Below are 17,715 nucleotides of genomic sequence, written 5' to 3' on the forward strand. Positions count from 1 at the left end.
TTCATTCTCGGTCTGCATTGCGATGTTTTAGTGCAATCGCAATGCAGACTGCCGCACCGCCCCATGTGAGCAATATGGCTATCGACATCATCATCATGGCGCTAGCTGTCATTAGAGTGTTGCTCCTTTTTTTCGGTATCGTCTGGAGAATGGATGTTTGGATACCCTTGATGCTTACTGCTCAAATTAATCAGTATGGCAAAAAACATCATGGTACCCACTAACCCCCAGCCAAAAATAAGCTGATCGGCTATTGGATAATCGCCATAGCCGTTGACGATAGTGTTGTAGAGGTTCTTCATGAGAATAGTGACTAGGATTGCTGGGCTGATGAATTTTAAACAGATCTCTAGCCAGTGACCCACATGAAACTCTGAATTTTCATTGGCATGCTGCCGAATAAAGCTAACCTTGAGTAACCAAGTGACAATAATTAATTCGATTAGACAGCTCATCAATAGCGCGATGTTATTAATAAAGTAATCGACTAAATCCAATAGCAAAAGCCCGCCATTGGTGGCAAATGCCATGGAGACGAGATATCCAAAGCTACAAACAATAATGGCCGCGACTTTTCTCCGTAGATGAAACTTGTCTATAACCGCACTGATCACCGCTTCGATGATTGAAATATGGGAGCTGAGCCCTGCGATAACCAATGCAATAAAAAATAGCGGACCAAGAATATAAGGTGCTGGCATTAGGTTAATTGCTGTGGGAATCGTCACGAAAGCGAGGCCAATTCCCGAGCTAACGACTTCGGTGAGCGGCTTCATCTGTTGCTCTGCCATGTAGCCCAATACGCCGAAAATCAGAATACCCGCTAGAATCGAGAAGCCGCAATTGATCAACACTGTCATGAAGGCGTTGTTGTTAATATCGGATTTACTTGGCAGGTAGCTGGAATAGGCGAGCATGATGGCAAAGCCCACACTTAAGGTGAAGAAGATCTGTCCGTAAGCCGCTGACCATACTTTGAAATCCGATAGCCGACTAAAATCGGGCTCAAACAGGTAATTGAGCCCTGATAGTGCACCTGGTAAAAAGAGCACTCTTGCAATTAGCAGCAATACCATCATAAACAGCAGTGGCATCAATATCTTATTCGCCTGTTCAATCCCGCCTTTTACGCCAGTGTAGACCGCAGCGAAACTCATTAGCCAAGCAATAGTGATGCTGATAGCGATACCGAATTGAAACTCTCCTAAGTTAGAAGGGGAGTTATTACCCAGCTTTAAAAACTCATCGAAGAAAAATTGGTTTGGATTTTCGCCCCAGCTTAGGTTGAATGAAAAGCCTAAGTAGGAGATGGTCCAGCCGATAATAGCAACATAATAGACAGCGATAACCGCAGCGATAAATACTTGAAACCAACCAAGCCACTCAAGTTTTACACCTAAGGTTTGGCCGAGTTGAGTAAATACCCGAGGCGCGGTTTTCCTGATTTTATGCCCCAGACTGAATTCTAAAATCATAAACGGGATGCCGGCGGTCAACATGGCAAAGAGATAGGGAATGAAAAAGGCACCGCCGCCATTTTCGTAGGCCATGTAGGGGAATCGCCAGATATTACCTAATCCAATCGCCGACCCTACTGCCGCCAGTATAAATCCAACCCTCGAATTCCATTGTTCTCGCTTCATCGGTCACCTCAAGGTAACTCTTGCAATACTTGGATCAAGTCTAGTCTTTAATAGGCAATAGCGGGAGAGATAACCGTCACTTAGATACGGTTAAGCTGGTTAGCCATGGTTTTGTAGCGTGATGATTTGTCGGTAAACCTTAGTATTACACGGGGTGTCGATACCGTGATGTTTGGCACGGATTATCAAGTAACCGTTTATCGCATCAATTTCAGTTTTTCGCTGATGATAAATATCTTGATGCATGGAGGAGTGATTGTTTGCTGTCAGGTGTATGACATCAAAAACGCGCTGGGTGAGTGCGGGCCTATCGAGAGTTAGACCCTCTGCATCGGCCACGGTGAACACTTCATTTAATAGTGCGCAGATCTCATTGCGGTACTGTGGCTTCGCCAGTTCTCCATTTCGGCAATTATAGATGGCGGTTAATGGATTAATGGCAATATTGACTGCCAGCTTCTGCCAAAGCATAGGCAGAATGGGCTCACACCATTGGCTATTAGGAATGCTATCTAATAATTGTTGTTTGAGTTGCACTGACATCATTGGGCCGCAGTAGTGGCCAAGCTGGGTTAACCCTGTGCCAGTTTGAATAATGTGCCACTGTTTAGGTCTCAGTGCGCCTTGGGATGTCGTTCCAAGGCTTAATCCTCTGCCGTTTAAAAGTTTAGCAATCTCTAGATGAGGCCCCATGCCATTATGCAAAAGTAACAGATGACAGTGTGAGTGGAGCTTAGGTATGAGGGAAACTAAGGCATCAAATACTTGATACGCTTTGACACAGACAATGAGCAAATCGATTTCAACTAGCTGCTGTGACTCGGGTAAAATCACCTGCGCCTGTCGGTCTAGCTGCTCGCCTGATATATCAGTATAATGCAGTGTAGCCATGTTTGATGAATTTACTGCAGTGGCTGCGTGCGCGCTGCGCCCAATGACGTAAGGCGCCTTATTAGCCTTAGCAAACTGATGGAAGAGTAGTTGTCCAATCGCGCCAGCGCCGAGTATTGCAACCTTTGGTTTCTTGTTATCACGGTTTAGGATTTGCATCGTTAGTTGGCCTAGGTTATCGATCAATTTAACGAATAAAACTGGCTTTAACGTAACGTCTATAGAGCCAGTGGATAAAATAAAACAGCGCTACACCAAGCATATCGGCGATAAAGTCGGCACTAGAGGCGCTTCGATAGGGAAGAGTCGATTGTACTAGTTCAATAAAGATTGCGTAAAAAGCCAGTATTGAAGTCAGCGTATACCATTTGGGCTCGAAAGCCAGATAGGTGAGTAGCGCAAGGCAGAAAAAACTGCCCAAGTGACCAACTTTGTCCATGTTGGGTACAAGCTGAGGATAATTGGGGCGAGAGAAAACTAAATAACTGATCACGAGTAACGCAAGAAGTAAGGCTAGTTTAAAAATGAGCTTTCTAGAGATCACGAGTTACTATTATTGAGGTGGTTTTACCAATCATAGAAAAATGTCATCTTAAAGTCATTAATAATTCGCCGTGATAGGTGGTGAAGTTTTTTTGCTACCGGTTAGTGCAAGCAGGTAAACTAGCGGCCATAGATTAAGCGTAACAAGAGGATGGTACCTATGCCTTCTATGGATATAGTGTCGGAAGTAAATGAAGTTGAGCTGCGTAATGCCGTTGATAATACCCGCAGAGAGTTAGATGGTCGTTTTGATTTTAGGGGGGTCGTATGTGAGATAACCTATAAAGATCACCAAGTCACTTTGGCCTCAGAGTCTGATTTCCAGTGTCAGCAGCTGGTGGACATGCTGCGTAATCAACTCAGTAAGCGTAACGTTGACCCCGCTTCAATGGATGTGGCCGATAAAGCGATTCACAGTGGAAAAACCTTCTCGCTAAAAGTGACCTTTAAAGAGGGCATAGAAAGCCTTGTAGCCAAAAAGCTAGTAAAACTGATTAAAGACAGCAAGCTCAAGGTTCAGGCGGCTATTCAAGGTGATTCTGTACGTGTTACCGGTAAGAAGCGTGATGACTTACAAGCTGTAATGGCGATAGCTCGCGAATCTGATTTAGGTCAGCCATTTCAGTTTAATAATTTTCGAGATTAGGCTGAACCTAAACCAAGTTCAGGTTAGAATTGTAAAGCCCCGTTTTATTGCAATAAAACGGGGCTTTTGGTCTTTGTGGTGCTAATCGTTGTGCGGATAGGAATTAAACCTTACGAGCCTGTTCTTCGTCTTCAAGGTTGGCATTGGGTGTCAACTTGTCATTGCGGATATCATGGCTAGGGTGCGGGGCATATTTTTGGACTAGCACAATCAAGCCTAGCACCGGGAAACCAATGACACTGGCACCGACAAAGAAATTGATATAGCCAAAAGCATCGATATAAGCGCCCGAGAATCCGGCGACGAATTTTGGGAACAGCAACATGATCGATGATAACAACGCATACTGTGTCGCGCTGTAGCCACTGCTGGTGAGGCTAGATAGATAAGCGATAAAGGCCGCCGTGGCGACCCCTGCGCTGAAATTATCGATAGAGATCACCATGGTTAATAGGGGGACGTTGTAGCCAACCATGGCCTGATAAGCAAACAATAAGTTAGTGACCGCCACCATAAAGGCGCCCAGGAAGAGGATTTTCATGGTGCCATAGCGAGCGAGTAATACGCCCCCCGCGCCAGCCCCAACTAAGGTCATGATCAGCCCATAGACTTTACTAATGGCGGCAATTTCAGATTTGGCGAATCCCATATCGACATAAAAAACATTAGCCATAATTCCCATCACGATGTCGGAAATCCGGTAGCAGGAGATAAGTAGCAAGATTAAAATTGCACTGCGACCATAGCGTTTGAAAAAGTCGATAAAGGGCAAAATGCTGGCGGTATAAAGCCAAGAGATCCCTGCTGCGACAAACTTTGGGTACTTTTTCGATAGTGCGAGTTTGAGCTGAGCTTCTTTTGCGTCGGCCTCTCTGCTCTCTACAATGGGCTCTTTGCTCATTAGGGTGGTGATAATCCCCACCGACATTAGGCCTGCCATGGCTAGATAGGCGGTTTGCCAAGAAGCAAGATCATAGACCTCGCTATTGGGGTCGACCCAAGCGGCAATGGTTAATGCGCCTGCGGTAGCAATAATCATCGCGCTGCGATAGCCCACCTGATAGGCCGCGGCCAATGCCGCCTGCATCTTTTCAGGGGCTGAATCGATGCGAAAGGCATCGATAACAATATCTTGTGTTGCAGAGGCAAAGGCAACCATTAATGCAAATAGGGCAAGACGCTCGAGATCTTTAACTGGATCGCTCTGACTCATACCGAAAATAGCGACCACTAAAATCAGCTGAGCAAATAGCATCCAGCCTCGTCGCCGGCCTAAAAATCGCGTAAACAGTGGTAATGACAAGCGATCGACTAAGGGGGACCATGCCCACTTAACCCCATAGGCAAGTGCGATCCAGCTAAAGTAGCCAATCGCCGTTCTATCAATTCCCGCTTCTCTTAGCCAAAAGGAGAGAGTTGAGAAAACCAACATTAAGGGGAGACCAGCAGAAAAACCAAGCAGTAATAGCACTAACACCCGTTTATGGCAGTAGATAGAAAGTGCATCTTTTAGACGAGACAGATGGGTCACAGACATACAACAGTATTAAGAAAGATAGAGTTAGCTTAAACGCTAAGGACGCAAATAAAAAGAGAAAATCTGAGTCATAAAAAAGCTCGGTCGTGAGTGACCGAGCTTGGCTTTTATTGCATTAGTAAATAGAGATGGGTCTTTGGCCAATACAGCCTGTCGGGCAGGGGCCTTGATAAGTCAGGAAATCGCAACAATCGTTTATCTGTTTTCGCAAAAATTGATTGCCGCGTATTGTCCAATCAGGCCACTTGTCGAAGGCGTGGATTAGATGCCAAAAGACTCTTTCTATATCACTTTGCGCATCACCCTGATGATTGAACTGTTGCCACTCTTCTAGGGTGTCCCATAAGTAAAGCTGGATCTCGTTGAAATCGAGTTGATTATTCAAAAACGCTTTCCCGTATTGACCCAGTTGGGGCGCCTTATTATCGATGAACTCATTTGGGGTCATCGTTCGCCTCCTTGCTAACTACCAGACAAGTATAGTCGGCGATATTTTTGACTACTGTCTAAAAACCAGAATTTACATTTCTAGTGTTGTGGCACTTTGATGAAAGCGCCATGAACTTTGGGTTATTTTGTGACGTTCCTAACCTTTATTGCCGCGGAAGCAAGGTGGCCTTGGTTAAGATGATCTCTTTTACTGGAAAATCAGCCCAGCCAAGTTTAGTGTTGATCTGAGTTTCAACCATCGACATCGCTTCTAATACTTCCATGCCTTCGACGACTTCACCAAAAACAGCATATCCCCAGCGTCGTTTCGAAGGATCTAAGCGGGTATTATCGCCGACATTAAAATAAAATTGCGCGGTTGCCGAGTGAGGATCGTCTTCGCGGGCCATTGCAATCGTGCCCAAGCCATTACTGAGGCCATTACCCGATTCGTTGATGATAGGTTTGTCTGTTGGTTTTTCTTCCAATTTAGGATTAAGCCCACCGCCTTGAACCACAAATTCAGGGATAACCCGATGAAATAGGGTGTTGTCGTAATGACCTTTCACCACATAGGTCAGGAAATTATCAACAGTGATAGGCGCTCTTTTTCGATCGAGTTCAACTACGATGTTGCCCATGGTGGTTTCTAGTTTGACCTTGGGGTAAATAGTATCACTTTGGATATCGATAGCATGGGCCAAGGTGCTTATCGATAGCATGATGATAGAGCATATCCAATGTTTCATCGGGTCTCCTTACTGGATTTATTTTTGTTGTATGAACTGGTTGAGCTCGGGATCGTTAATGATTTTCCCGGTGAGATCGTCGAGTAGATTATTCATCGCTAACTCTAATGTGGCAAAATCGGCACTAAATGGGCCCGACACCACGTTACGACCTGTATATCGCTTGGTAAAGGTTTTTGCCGTATTACTGGCAATCACATTGATAATGATATCGTTGTTCGCTTCATAGCCTAAGGTGGTTTCATTGACGTCGGTAAGCAGTTTCTCTAGTTGAAATTGCAGATGATGGGCAGAACTTGGGTCTATCGTGTATCCCGCTTTAGTCAATCCCTGTCTAAACACTTGTTCCAACTGTTGGCGAGGCGCTTCGGAAGGACTGATTAATCTTGCTGCATCACCGTCTTGATTAAATCTGGCCACAAAATTTGCCGAACGGGTATCTAGCATTTCGATAGCGATCGGCGTCGAAGGCGCGCCTTGAGTGGTTATCGATGGTAGTTGAGGGTTGAGTGCCATATGAGTAGGGGTATGGCTGGCGCAACCAATGAGAGCAACTGCACTAACAACAAGTGGAATAAAACGTTTCATGAGATCTTATATGCGGTCAAAAGGTGGCATCAGCATACCAGAAGTTGATGAGGTTTCCAGCCCAGTTCATATTGAGTTTACTGCGCCTGTATTGCTCGACATCGTGAGCTTAGGGGCCTGTTAATCGATTGTTGCAAGCTGTGCTTTAAACTTGTTTGATAAAGCGTTAGAGTAAAAATTCAAAATAAAAAGGTGTCTTGACTGGGCCTTGGTTGCTTTAACACTGGCCTTAGCCATCTCTATTTCTGAATATTATCGAGGCTGTATTAGAAGCTATGATGACTCCAAATCAAATAACTCAGCTAGATATTAATCTGGCACCAGAGAGTCTTATCTTACCGTCAGGTAAAGTGTTATTCGGTCACTTTGATGGGCCTGTAAAATCATTGGGGTTGGAGAACTTTAACTATGTAAATGTAATGGATAAGCCCGCTAGTGCAATGGCTAACCATTTTCATTTTAAGCAATTTCAATTTGTATCGATAGTCACCCCAAGATTTGTCATTGGCGTCGCAATTGCCGATATTCGCTATGTGGGCAGCGCATTTTGTTATCTCTATGATATAAAAGCCAATAGCTTAGTCGAGACCTCTTGGCTAAAACCTTTAGGGATGGGATATCAGATGTCGCCGTCACCAAGTTCTGGAAAGGCTAAGATAAGCAATAGAAAAGGCTCAATTGCCTTTAATTTAGTCGATGGGCTATGGCAGCTTGTACTGAATACGCCGCAGATAGATGCCGAGCTTGAGCTACATCCTCATGCGCTAAGTCTACCGATGGCGATGTGTAACCCGACCGGGTATAGCGGCTGGACTTATACTCAAAAACATAATGGCCTAAAGCTTAAGGGCAGTTTAGTGGTTAATGCTGAGCCTCAGCCACTTAATCATGCGTTGGCAGGGTATGACTATTCGGCAGGATATATGCGCCGTGAAACCAGTTGGCGTTGGGCCAGTATTAATGCCAATGTGAACAATAAGGTGATTGGATTAAATCTCGCAGCAGGTGTCAACGAAACTGGTTGTAATGAAAATGTGTTTTGGGTCGATGGGGCTCGGCATCTGTTAGGACCTGTGCATTTCGAGTTTTCTCGTCATACACACATGATCAACAACTCGATTTGGCGCATCTATTCAGACAATGGACGCGTCGAACTCAATTTCCACCCTAGAAATTGCCGTCAAGAAAAACTCAACCTTTGGTTAATTAAGAGCAATTTCAGGCAGTTCATAGGTTACTTCGATGGCTTTATTATCGATAGTGATGGTGTTAAACATCAGCTCAAGCAAGCTTTAGGTTTGACTGAAGATCACTTTGCTCGCTGGTAGCGTGTTATGGTCCTCATAGGTGAGCATATTCAAAGGAATAAGACAGGAATAAAAGATGGATTTTAATTCACTCATTTCGCACCCAGAGATTTTACTCTTAGTGTTAGCACCAATTTTCTTTATCTGCATTTTACTTGAATGGTATATCGGTGATAGAGGTGGGAAATTACCCAAAACGGCGCGCTATCATCTGCCTGAGGTGTTGTGTAATTTTACCCTAGCGGGCATGCATCAAGTCGCTGATATTGTTGCGGGCTTGCTGGTGGCCAATATCTATTTGATGGTGTTTGGCTGGCGTTTGTTTGAGATCCAAATGGGCGCGCTTAGTTTTATCATGCTGCTGATCGCTCAAGATTTTTGCTATTACTGGTTTCATCGTGCCAGCCACCGAATCCGCTGGATGTGGGCTGCTCATGTGGCACACCATAGTTCTGAAAACATGAATTTCAGTACGGCTTTTCGTCAAAGCTTAATGTATCCGCTCGCAGGTATGTGGCTGTTTTGGTTGCCCTTAGTCATTATTGGTTTCGATCCCAATTGGGTGGTGTTTTCGGTGCTGCTTAACTTAGGATTACAGTTCTTTGTCCATACCCAAGCTGTCGACCGTTTAGGACCGTTAGAGTGGATCTTTAATACGCCTTCACATCACAGGGTGCATCATGGTCGCAATCGGCAATATATTGATAAGAATTATGCAGGTGTGCTGATCATTTGGGACCGCCTGTTTGGCACCTATGCCGATGAGGAAGAAACGGTAGTTTATGGGATCACTAAACCTGTGAACAGCTTTAATCCTCTGGTGGTCACTTTTAGTGAGTGGCGAGATATGTTTAGCGAAGCTTTTGCGAAAGGGCTGAGTTTAAAACAGCGATGGCAGCTGCTGTTTGCACCGCCAAGCGCTAATGATGCCAAACCTGTGGTTGCAAACCAGCATAGTGAAGTCCTGCACTCAGCAAACACCAGCAAAAGAGTATGATTGGTGGTGAGTTATTTATGCCTCTGGGCTGGAGTTCGCTGGCGGCTATTTCAATCTGGTTAACTGAGGTTGAGCAATAGTATCAACTGCTTTTAGGCATTTTTTGCGCTTGCAGAATAACGAATTTTCCGTTTGATGCCACCGTGGTGCAGTTTTTAAAAATCCGTTTCAATTTGACATGGTAGGCAAGGTGTCTGTTGCCTACCACATGTAAAATCCCGCCCTCTTTGAGCTTTCTGAATGCATCTAAAAACATCTGCCATGCGATATGATCAGTGATGGCTTCGCCTTGATGAAATGGGGGGTTACACAGCACCAGATCCGGGCAAACATTCTCGTCTAAGTGAGTTAAGCAGTCATCCCAATGAAATGAGGCTTGTTCGCCTTCAAGGCTTGAATTATCGAGGTGATTAAACTGCCAATTTTTCCGCGCTGAAGCGATGGCCATTTCAGAGTCATCGACAAAGTGAATCGTTGCAGTAGGGTAAAGCTGCTTGGCTCTTAAACCTAGGATGCCATTGCCACAGCCCAGATCGACAATTGAGTTGAACTCGCCTTTAGGCATATTCTCTAGCATGATCCTCGCGCCAATATCGAGCTTATTGGCGGCAAAAACATTACTTAAATTACTGATGGTCAGTTGATACTCAGGAACAGACCAGCGAGTTTCGGCTGGGAGCGCACGGACAATGCCGTCGCTGATGCAGGTGATCACACGGGTCTTCTTCCATGTGAGACTAGCGGTCGCCGTGCCTAAATGTTTAGCCAGTAATTCAAGCAGCGACTTATTAATCGATTTTGCTTTTGCGCCAATATAGATAGTGGTGCCTTTGGGCAATATTTGAGAAAGCCTGTCCAGTTGATGCGCCAGATAATTAAGGTTTTTGGGCAGCTTCATTAACACCAGCTCAATCGATACTGGTAGTAGGTCTCGGCTATTGCACCACTGGATATTGTCGCTGCTAAGCTGATTGTGTTGCAGATTTTGCTTGATACCGAGTTGACTGGTTTTGGCATCGGTTTCAATGATCAGTGGCCAATCAGGATTGTGCTTGGTGAGCGCGGTGCTTAACGCGCCAAAGCTGTCGTTAATAATGGCAGTGCTGACGGGATGCTGCTGGCTTTCCTGTATATGTTTTATCAAGTGTTCGTCGGCAGCATCCCAAGCCTGCAGGTTAGATTCCTGCTTAGCGGGATAACGATAAAGTTCAAGTTCGATATCGGCGACGGAGAATTGAGTTGTCATAACTGCACTGCTACTTTGAATTTGGGGCGCGATTATCGCAGATTTAGCCCATTAGGTATAGCAACAGCATTGAGCCTATTCCTCGCTGACTTTAGCTTGATGTATCCAATATGGCTATTATTAGCTAGGGTTGCTGTTAAGCTGAGCGAGTGTAAATTGCATTTAGCAGAGTGAGTGTTAAATAGGCCCTAGTGATTATCGTTTATGGGGAAATAGAGTGCGCCAACCTAGTTTAGATTTTGATGAGCAAAAATGGGATACGCAGCAATCAACCGCCGCGCCGTTTACCTTAGTCGAAGGGTATTTGAGCTTGCCTCAACAGCAGGCATTAGTTGCTGAATCGGCAAGCTATCCATTTTCCAGACCAAGGATTAAGGTCTACGGCAAATCCCATATGATCCCACGAAGCCAAGTATGGTTTGGCGATGAAGGTTGTGACTATCTCTATTCTGGTTTGTTTATTCAAGCGCTACCTTGGCCTAAGTATGCCATGCGATTACGAGATAAATTGGCGAGAGATTGGGGGCTTAATAGTAATGGTGTATTGGTTAATTGCTATCTAAATGGTCAGCAATCGATGGGCTGGCACAGTGATGATGAGGCAGAAATTACCCCCAAGTCAGACATAGCCTCGGTAACCCTTGGCGCAAGCCGAGCGTTTCATATCCGCCATAAGCAGACTAAAGAGAAAATAGAACTCGTGTTAAACAGTGGTGACTTACTGATCATGCATTGGCCTATGCAGGATGACTGGGAGCATTGCGTGCCAAAACGAATGGGCGTTAGCCAAAGTCGACTAAACTATACCTATAGGGAGCTAATTCCCAGATTTCACCAAGTTTAATTGGATCTTGGGCGATAGCTTTTGCTATCTAGCTCTCACTCTCAGGGAAACGAATGATTTATGCTCAAATAAGTTTGGGATCATCATCTAAGGAGTCATATATGAAAAAGATGTTCATTACGACAGTGGTGGGAAGCGTTACCCCTGGAGTCATTAAAGCCTTGGCTAATTTGACTCGCGAAGCTGGCGGAGAATGGTTGACGAGTAAAGTGATCAAAATCGATAACCTTTTTGCCGCAATGATGAAAGTCGCCATCGAAGATGAAAGTGTCGAATCGTTAAAGCAACAGTTTGCAGTTCAGTTCCCTACGCTGCAATTTAGTTATGGTGCTAAAGGTGAAGTGTACAACGAGCATACTCGTACTATGCAGCTGAATGTGGATTGCTCAGATCGTCCAGGCCTCACCCGTGAGATTGTCGATCTACTGTCAAACTTAAACTTAGAGATTGAACATATGGAGTTCAATCGGATGCATGTGTCGACCATAGGGCAAACGGTATTTTCATCCAAACTTGCTATTGCCGTGCCAGATGAGGTCAGCAATGAGAGTGTGGTTGAGTTATTGGAAGGTGTGTCAAAGGATGCGAGAGTCAGCATGGTGTGATAGTTGATCTTTTAGCGTCACCGCAGTAATCTGCCGCCATCATTCTTGTACTCATAAAGAGACAATGTATATGTCAGTAGAACAGATCATTATTGAAAAGCTAACTGCGGAATTATCACCCGTCCATTTAGAAGTGATAAATGAAAGTGATAATCACCATGTGCCGCCCAACTCAGAGACCCATTTTAAGGTTGTGGTAGCGAGTGAGGTGTTCGATGGTAAGCGTTTGATCGGTAGACACCGCATGATAAATGAGCTTTTAGCCGACGAGTTTGCTAATGGCATGCATGCGCTTTCTATGCACACATTTACGCCAACTGAGTGGCAAGCAGAGGCTGATATTCCGTCTTCACCTAAGTGTCGCGGCTAAGCCATTTACTGATCGCAATTAGTTGTTAAACCACAGAGTCTATCTGTGGTTTTTTTTGCCTGTTTTTCTTTTGTCTATAACGTCAATTTTTAGCTTATAGAAATGGCAAATGCCAATAACGTAATAAGGGCTGGCCTTATGTTGATTGGTATTAGGCTCAATGGTATTGGACGCCTGTATCGTTCTTCGCTGCACTTAGCTACTCGGTGCTGTTGGCATTAAGTGCACTTTACATAAGTTCTGCACTGTCGCATATTAAGCAGGCCTGCTTATTTAGGCATTTGATAATGACGCCTCTTAGCGTGTCATCTAACCAGATTATAGCTTGTGGCGCTTAGTGGATTGATATTCATTGTGGCCGCAAATCAGGGAGAATAGAGCAATGCCGTTACTTGATAGCTTCACCGTTGACCATACCCGCATGAATGCTCCTGCTGTGCGTGTCGCAAAAACCATGACGACGCCCAGCGGCGACAAAATCACCGTGTTTGATCTTCGCTTTTGTGTTCCCAATCAAGATATTTTGAGCGAGCGTGGTATTCATACCCTAGAGCATCTTTTTGCTGGTTTTATGCGTGATCACCTTAATAGTGATAGCGTAGAAATTATTGATATCTCTCCTATGGGATGCCGCACCGGTTTTTACATGAGCCTCATCGGTACTCCAACGGAGTCACTAGTCGCCGAAAGTTGGCTGGCGGCAATGGAAGATGTTCTTAAAGTTAACCAGCAGTCAGAGATCCCTGAGCTTAATGAATATCAATGTGGTACTTATGAGATGCACTCACTTGACCAAGCCAAAGATATTGCTAAGAACATTATCGCTTCAGGCGTTAATGTGAATAAAAATGATGATTTGAAATTGAGTGACGAGATCTTAAAAGGACTTTAAATGTCTGTTAGGCAAAAAAGCAGTTTAGACTGCTTTTTTTGTCGCTATTAGCTGATATTGATGATTAAACTTTAGTCGAACAAATGGGTTTTTTGTCTGTTTTTTGCGCTAACGGTTATTGCTAATATAAGGTTAAATTTAGCCTCGAAAAAATATATTTTGAACTTATAAAATCGATATAACCCTGCTAGGACAGGGGGCTAAATTAATTTGGGTTTACCTAAATCATAAAAATCCTCAGAACTGTGATCTACTCCTCACCGCAAAAAACCTAAGCAGCCTTTTAAAACACCCGTATTTTTCATAGCGATAACTAAATATTTACGGTAAAATGCGCCCGACCAGCGTGATTGCGATCGCATTTCTGTAATAAATCTGCGCTAGCTCAATGCGATAGCTTCTGTTTGAAATCTATCTCATTTAGCAGGAACGCGACGCATTATCTTTCCTTCATAACGTAGTGCTTGTGGATATGATTACAATAAAGAAAGGATTGGACCTACCTATAACAGGTGGACCAGAGCAAGTTATCCATAATGGCCCAGCCATTAAACATGTAGCTACTTTGGGTGAAGAGTATATTGGCTTACGTCCCACAATGAAGATCAAAGTGGGCGATAAAGTGCAAAAAGGTCAGGTGATTTTTGAAGACAAAAAGAATCCTGGCGTTAAATATACTGCTTTAGCCAGTGGCACAATTTCCGAAATTAACCGGGGCGCTCAGCGTGTTCTTCAGTCTGTTGTCATTGAAGTGGAAGGGGACGACAGTGTTGCCTTTGCTAAATATGATGCATCGGCTTTAGAGACTCTGGATCAGCAGCTTGTTCGTGACAACTTGATTGAATCAGGTTTATGGACAGCATTGCGTACGCGTCCTTTCAGCAAAGCTCCAGCAGTTGACTCTAGCGCTGCTGGTATTTTTGTGACCGCCATCGATACCCAACCTCTTGCCGCCGATCCTGCCGTTATCATTAACGAGCATAAGGATGATTTTGCTAATGGACTAAAAGCCTTAGCAAGATTAACCGAAGGTAAAGTGTATCTGTGTAAAGCGCCTGGTGCCGATATCCCAGCTGCTAATGCACAGGTTGAAGAGTTTGCAGGTCCGCATCCTGCGGGTCTTGTCGGTACTCATATCCATTTTGTTTTGCCTGCATCTGCTAAACGTACTGTTTGGCATATTGGCTATCAAGATGTGATCGCAATCGGTCAACTATTTACCACTGGTGAGCTAAATACTCAGCGTGTTGTTGCTGTTGCCGGCCCTAAAGCGCTTAAGCCTAGGCTTGTTCGCACCCTTGCAGGAGCATCTACAACCGAACTTGTGGTTGGTGAAGCTGGCGAAGGCGACGTGCGTATTGTTGCGGGTTCTATCCTTAACGGTAAAACCGCCGTCGGTGCACATGCTTATTTAGGTCGTTTCCATTATCAAGTGTCATTGCTTGAAGAGGGCAGAAGTCAAGACTTTATCGGTTGGGCAATGCCTGGCGCTGATAAATTCTCTATTACTCGTGCTTTCTTGGGCCATTTGTCACCATCACGTCTATTTAATATGACGACCAGCACAGGTGGTTCTGACCGTGCAATGGTGCCAATTGGTAACTACGAGCGAGTGATGCCTCTCGATATTCTTCCTACTATGTTATTGCGTGACTTAGTGTCAGGTGACAATGACGGTGCTGTTACATTAGGCGCATTAGAGTTAGATGAAGAAGATTTGGCACTATGTACTTTCGTATGTCCTGGTAAGTATGACTATGCGTCATACCTACGCGACTGCTTAGATACGATCGTGAGGGAAGGCTAATGGGCTTGAAACAGTTTTTCAAAAGTATTGAACCGCAGTTTGAAAAAGGCGGTAAATACGAGAAGTTTTATGCGCTTTTCGAAGCCGCATATACGGTATTTTATACGCCAGGCCACGTAAACAAGGGGCGTACCCATGTGCGTGATAACCTTGACCTAAAACGTATGATGATTACGGTTTGGGCGTGTGCATTCCCTGCGATGTTTATGGGTATGTATAACGTAGGTTTACAAGCTCAAGCTGCATTGCTGGCTGACTTTGCCACTCCTGATACTTGGCAAGTCGCGTTGTTCGGATTGTTTGGTACTGAGCTAACCGCAGATTCAGGTGTCGCTGCATTGATGTGGTATGGCGCTTGTTGGTTCTTACCCATCTATGCGGTGACATTTGCCGTCGGTGGTCTCTGGGAAGTGCTATTTGCATCAGTTCGCGGCCATGAAGTTAACGAAGGTTTCTTCGTGACCTCAATTTTGTTCGCGCTCACCCTGCCAGCAACAATCCCGCTTTGGATGGTTGCCTTAGGTATTACCTTCGGTGTGGTTGTGGCGAAGGAAATATTCGGTGGTACCGGCCGTAACTTCCTTAACCCTGCGCTTGCTGGTCGTGCGTTCCTATTCTTTGCTTATCCGCTGAACATGTCTGGCGACACCACTTGGGTTGTCGCTGATGGCTACTCAGGTGCAACCGCACTGAGTCAAGCGGCTCAAGGCTCTTTAGAGTATGGATTGACGCAAGACTGGTGGAATGCCTTCTTCGGTTTCATTCCGGGTTCTGTGGGTGAAGTATCGACTTTAGCCATCTTACTTGGTGGTGCAGTGATCGTTTATACCCGTATCGCTTCTTGGCGCATTATCGGTGGTGTTATGGCCGGTATGATTGCCGTGTCATTGCTACTTAATGCTATCGGCAGCGACACCAATCCAATGTTTGCTATGCCTTGGTATTGGCACCTTGTATTAGGTGGATTTGCCTTCGGTATGATGTTTATGGCGACTGACCCAGTTTCTGCGTCTTTCACCAACAAAGCAAAGTGGGCTTACGGTATTTTGATCGGTGCAATGGCTGTATTCATTCGTGTCATTAACCCTGCTTTCCCAGAAGGTATGATGTTGGCTATCTTGTTCGCCAACCTATTTGCGCCGCTATTTGACCACTTTGTGGTTCAAGCAAATATCAAGCGGAGGATTGCTCGTGGCTAGTAATAAAGATTCGTTCGGTAGAACGCTGTTTGTTGTTGTTGGATTATGTTTTATCTGTTCGGTATTTGTATCTACCGCTGCAGTATTACTTAAGCCTACTCAGCAAGAGAACAAATTGCTTGATAAGCAAAAGTATATTCTTGAAGCTGCCGGCCTAGTTGATGCTAAGTCAGGTAAAGTTGAAAAGGCCCAGATCCTTGAGACTTACAACAAGTATGTTGAAGCTAAGCTGGTAGACCTTAAGTCTGGCGACTGGGTTGAAGGCGATGCTAACACCTTTGATACTGAAAAAGCGGCTCGTAACCCTGCGACCTCATTCAAGCCAGAGCATGATATTGCATCGGTTAAGAATGTGGCTAACACAGGTGTTGTGTACTTAGTTCATGATGATCAAGGCAAACTGCAAACTGTGATTATTCCAGTTAAAGGTTACGGTCTATGGTCAACCATGTACGCTTTCTTAGCGGTAGAAGCTGACCTTAACACTGTACGCAGCTTAGTGTATTACGACTTTACCGGTTCAGGTGAGACTCCTGGTCTTGGTGGCGAAGTACAAAATCCTCAGTGGATTGCTAAGTGGGAAGGTAAGAAGCTTTATGACGAGCAGGGTAACCTAGCGATTAAAGTGACTAAAAACCCAGCTATCGCAAACTCTGAGCATGGTGTAGATGCGCTATCTGGCGCAACGCTAACCAGTAATGGTGTTCAGCATTCACTTGATTTTTGGTTAGGTGAAGAAGGTTATGCTCGCTTTATCGAGAAGGCGCGCAACGGAGGGCTAAGCTAATGGCTGATGCTAAAGAACTTAAACAGGTTCTGACTGGACCTATCGTTAGTAATAACCCGATTGCATTGCAGATCTTGGGTGTGTGTAGTGCCTTGGCTGTGACCAGTAAGATGGAAACTGCCTTGGTTATGACTATCGCGCTGACTGCAGTAACGGCATTGTCTAACTTGTTCATCTCAATGATCCGGAACCACATTCCAAGTAGTGTACGTATTATCGTACAGATGACGATTATCGCGTCGTTGGTTATCGTGGTTGACCAGGTGCTGCAAGCTTACGCTTACGATGTTGCTAAGCAGTTATCGGTATTCGTTGGTCTGATTATTACCAACTGTATCGTAATGGGCCGTGCTGAAGCCTATGCGATGAAGACACCACCAATGATGAGTTTCATGGATGGTATCGGTAACGGTTTAGGTTACGGTGCAATTCTATTGTCTGTGGGCTTCATTCGTGAACTCTTTGGTAATGGTTCATTATTTGGCGTTGAGATCTTAAGTAAGATTTCTGACGGTGGATGGTACCAGCCAAATGGTCTTTTATTGCTGCCTCCAAGTGCGTTCTTCCTGATTGCTGCATTGATCTGGATTATCCGTACTATGAAGCCTGATCAAGTAGAAGCAAAAGGGTAAGCG

Annotated in this window: 20 protein-coding genes; 11 read left to right on the forward strand and 9 right to left on the reverse strand. The window is 44.8% G+C overall.

All coding sequences use genetic code 11. From position 1 onward, the window contains the following. Position 1: 1 nt before the first annotated feature. The 4 genes from K0I73_RS05040 to K0I73_RS05055 form a co-directional block, all read right to left on the reverse strand. Positions 2–112 (reverse strand): MetS family NSS transporter small subunit, encoded by a 111-nt coding sequence (locus K0I73_RS05040; protein WP_220063421.1) that lies wholly within the window; start codon positions 110–112, stop codon positions 2–4. After that, complete coding sequence (locus K0I73_RS05045; RefSeq protein WP_220063422.1) at positions 102–1,643, reverse strand: sodium-dependent transporter; 1,542 nt, start codon at positions 1,641–1,643, stop codon at positions 102–104. Before K0I73_RS05045 ends, K0I73_RS05040 begins: the two co-directional genes overlap by 11 nt. 99 nt (positions 1,644–1,742) lie before the next feature. Beyond that, entirely contained in the window at positions 1,743–2,693 is a 951-nt protein-coding gene (locus tag K0I73_RS05050) for a ketopantoate reductase family protein (protein ID WP_220063423.1), read from the reverse strand. A gap of 28 nt (positions 2,694–2,721) precedes the next feature. After that, positions 2,722–3,078: a VanZ family protein gene (locus K0I73_RS05055; RefSeq protein ID WP_220063424.1), complete on the reverse strand. Its 357-nt coding sequence runs from the start codon at positions 3,076–3,078 to the stop codon at positions 2,722–2,724. A gap of 159 nt (positions 3,079–3,237) precedes the next feature. Between K0I73_RS05055 and K0I73_RS05060 the strand changes: the two genes are divergently transcribed. Then, positions 3,238–3,723: a YajQ family cyclic di-GMP-binding protein gene (locus K0I73_RS05060; RefSeq protein WP_220063425.1), complete on the forward strand. Its 486-nt coding sequence runs from the start codon at positions 3,238–3,240 to the stop codon at positions 3,721–3,723. A gap of 103 nt (positions 3,724–3,826) precedes the next feature. On the opposite strand, the gene K0I73_RS05065 is transcribed toward K0I73_RS05060, so the two are convergent. The 4 genes from K0I73_RS05065 to K0I73_RS05080 all read right to left on the reverse strand — a co-directional run bounded on the left by K0I73_RS05065 (position 3,827) and on the right by K0I73_RS05080 (position 7,026). Beyond that, positions 3,827–5,260, reverse strand: coding sequence for an AmpG family muropeptide MFS transporter (locus K0I73_RS05065; RefSeq protein ID WP_220063426.1), 1,434 nt, complete (start codon positions 5,258–5,260; stop codon positions 3,827–3,829). Positions 5,261–5,375: 115 nt separating this feature from the next. Continuing rightward, entirely contained in the window at positions 5,376–5,708 is a 333-nt protein-coding gene (locus K0I73_RS05070; protein WP_220063427.1) for a hypothetical protein, read from the reverse strand. Positions 5,709–5,853: 145 nt separating this feature from the next. Continuing rightward, entirely contained in the window at positions 5,854–6,438 is a 585-nt protein-coding gene (locus K0I73_RS05075; RefSeq protein WP_220063428.1) for a peptidylprolyl isomerase, read from the reverse strand. Positions 6,439–6,456: 18 nt separating this feature from the next. Beyond that, positions 6,457–7,026, reverse strand: a complete 570-nt coding sequence (locus tag K0I73_RS05080; RefSeq protein ID WP_220063429.1) for a YajG family lipoprotein — start codon at positions 7,024–7,026, stop codon at positions 6,457–6,459. A 293-nt stretch (positions 7,027–7,319) separates the two neighbouring features. On the opposite strand from K0I73_RS05080, the gene K0I73_RS05085 reads away from it, so the two are divergent. Beyond that, on the forward strand, positions 7,320–8,354 hold the full coding sequence (locus tag K0I73_RS05085; protein ID WP_434086713.1) for a DUF2804 domain-containing protein: 1,035 nt from the start codon (positions 7,320–7,322) through the stop codon (positions 8,352–8,354). Between the two features lie 55 nt (positions 8,355–8,409). Further along, entirely contained in the window at positions 8,410–9,330 is a 921-nt protein-coding gene (locus K0I73_RS05090) for a sterol desaturase family protein (RefSeq protein WP_220063430.1), read from the forward strand. Positions 9,331–9,412: 82 nt separating this feature from the next. Here K0I73_RS05090 and K0I73_RS05095 read toward each other — a convergent pair whose 3' ends face one another. After that, positions 9,413–10,576, reverse strand: a complete 1,164-nt coding sequence (locus K0I73_RS05095) for a methyltransferase (protein WP_220063431.1) — start codon at positions 10,574–10,576, stop codon at positions 9,413–9,415. A gap of 217 nt (positions 10,577–10,793) precedes the next feature. On the opposite strand from K0I73_RS05095, the gene K0I73_RS05100 reads away from it, so the two are divergent. The 8 genes from K0I73_RS05100 (at position 10,794) to K0I73_RS05135 (ending at position 17,712) form a co-directional block, all read left to right on the forward strand. Then, on the forward strand, positions 10,794–11,420 hold the full coding sequence (locus K0I73_RS05100; RefSeq protein ID WP_258405297.1) for an alpha-ketoglutarate-dependent dioxygenase AlkB family protein: 627 nt from the start codon (positions 10,794–10,796) through the stop codon (positions 11,418–11,420). A 101-nt stretch (positions 11,421–11,521) separates the two neighbouring features. Next, a complete protein-coding gene (locus K0I73_RS05105) occupies positions 11,522–12,025 on the forward strand; it encodes an ACT domain-containing protein (RefSeq protein ID WP_220063432.1) in 504 nt (167 codons plus the stop codon). Between the two features lie 70 nt (positions 12,026–12,095). Beyond that, positions 12,096–12,395 (forward strand): BolA family protein, encoded by a 300-nt coding sequence (locus K0I73_RS05110; RefSeq protein WP_220063433.1) that lies wholly within the window; start codon positions 12,096–12,098, stop codon positions 12,393–12,395. A gap of 382 nt (positions 12,396–12,777) precedes the next feature. Then, positions 12,778–13,287, forward strand: coding sequence for an S-ribosylhomocysteine lyase (luxS, locus tag K0I73_RS05115; protein WP_220063434.1), 510 nt, complete (start codon positions 12,778–12,780; stop codon positions 13,285–13,287). A 472-nt stretch (positions 13,288–13,759) separates the two neighbouring features. Further along, entirely contained in the window at positions 13,760–15,094 is a 1,335-nt protein-coding gene (locus K0I73_RS05120) for a Na(+)-translocating NADH-quinone reductase subunit A (RefSeq protein WP_220064269.1), read from the forward strand. Then, entirely contained in the window at positions 15,094–16,293 is a 1,200-nt protein-coding gene (locus K0I73_RS05125) for an NADH:ubiquinone reductase (Na(+)-transporting) subunit B (protein WP_220063435.1), read from the forward strand. Before K0I73_RS05120 ends, K0I73_RS05125 begins: the two co-directional genes overlap by 1 nt. After that, the gene (locus tag K0I73_RS05130; protein ID WP_220063436.1) at positions 16,286–17,080 is read left to right on the forward strand and encodes a Na(+)-translocating NADH-quinone reductase subunit C; all 795 of its coding nucleotides are present in this window, start codon (positions 16,286–16,288) and stop codon (positions 17,078–17,080) included. The genes K0I73_RS05125 and K0I73_RS05130 overlap by 8 nt, the downstream gene beginning before the upstream one ends. Beyond that, a complete protein-coding gene (locus tag K0I73_RS05135) occupies positions 17,080–17,712 on the forward strand; it encodes an NADH:ubiquinone reductase (Na(+)-transporting) subunit D (protein ID WP_220063437.1) in 633 nt (210 codons plus the stop codon). Before K0I73_RS05130 ends, K0I73_RS05135 begins: the two co-directional genes overlap by 1 nt. Positions 17,713–17,715: the final 3 nt, after the last annotated feature.

The organism is Shewanella mesophila (assembly GCF_019457515.1).
In the GTDB taxonomy this organism is placed as follows: Bacteria; Pseudomonadota; Gammaproteobacteria; order Enterobacterales; family Shewanellaceae; genus Shewanella; species Shewanella mesophila.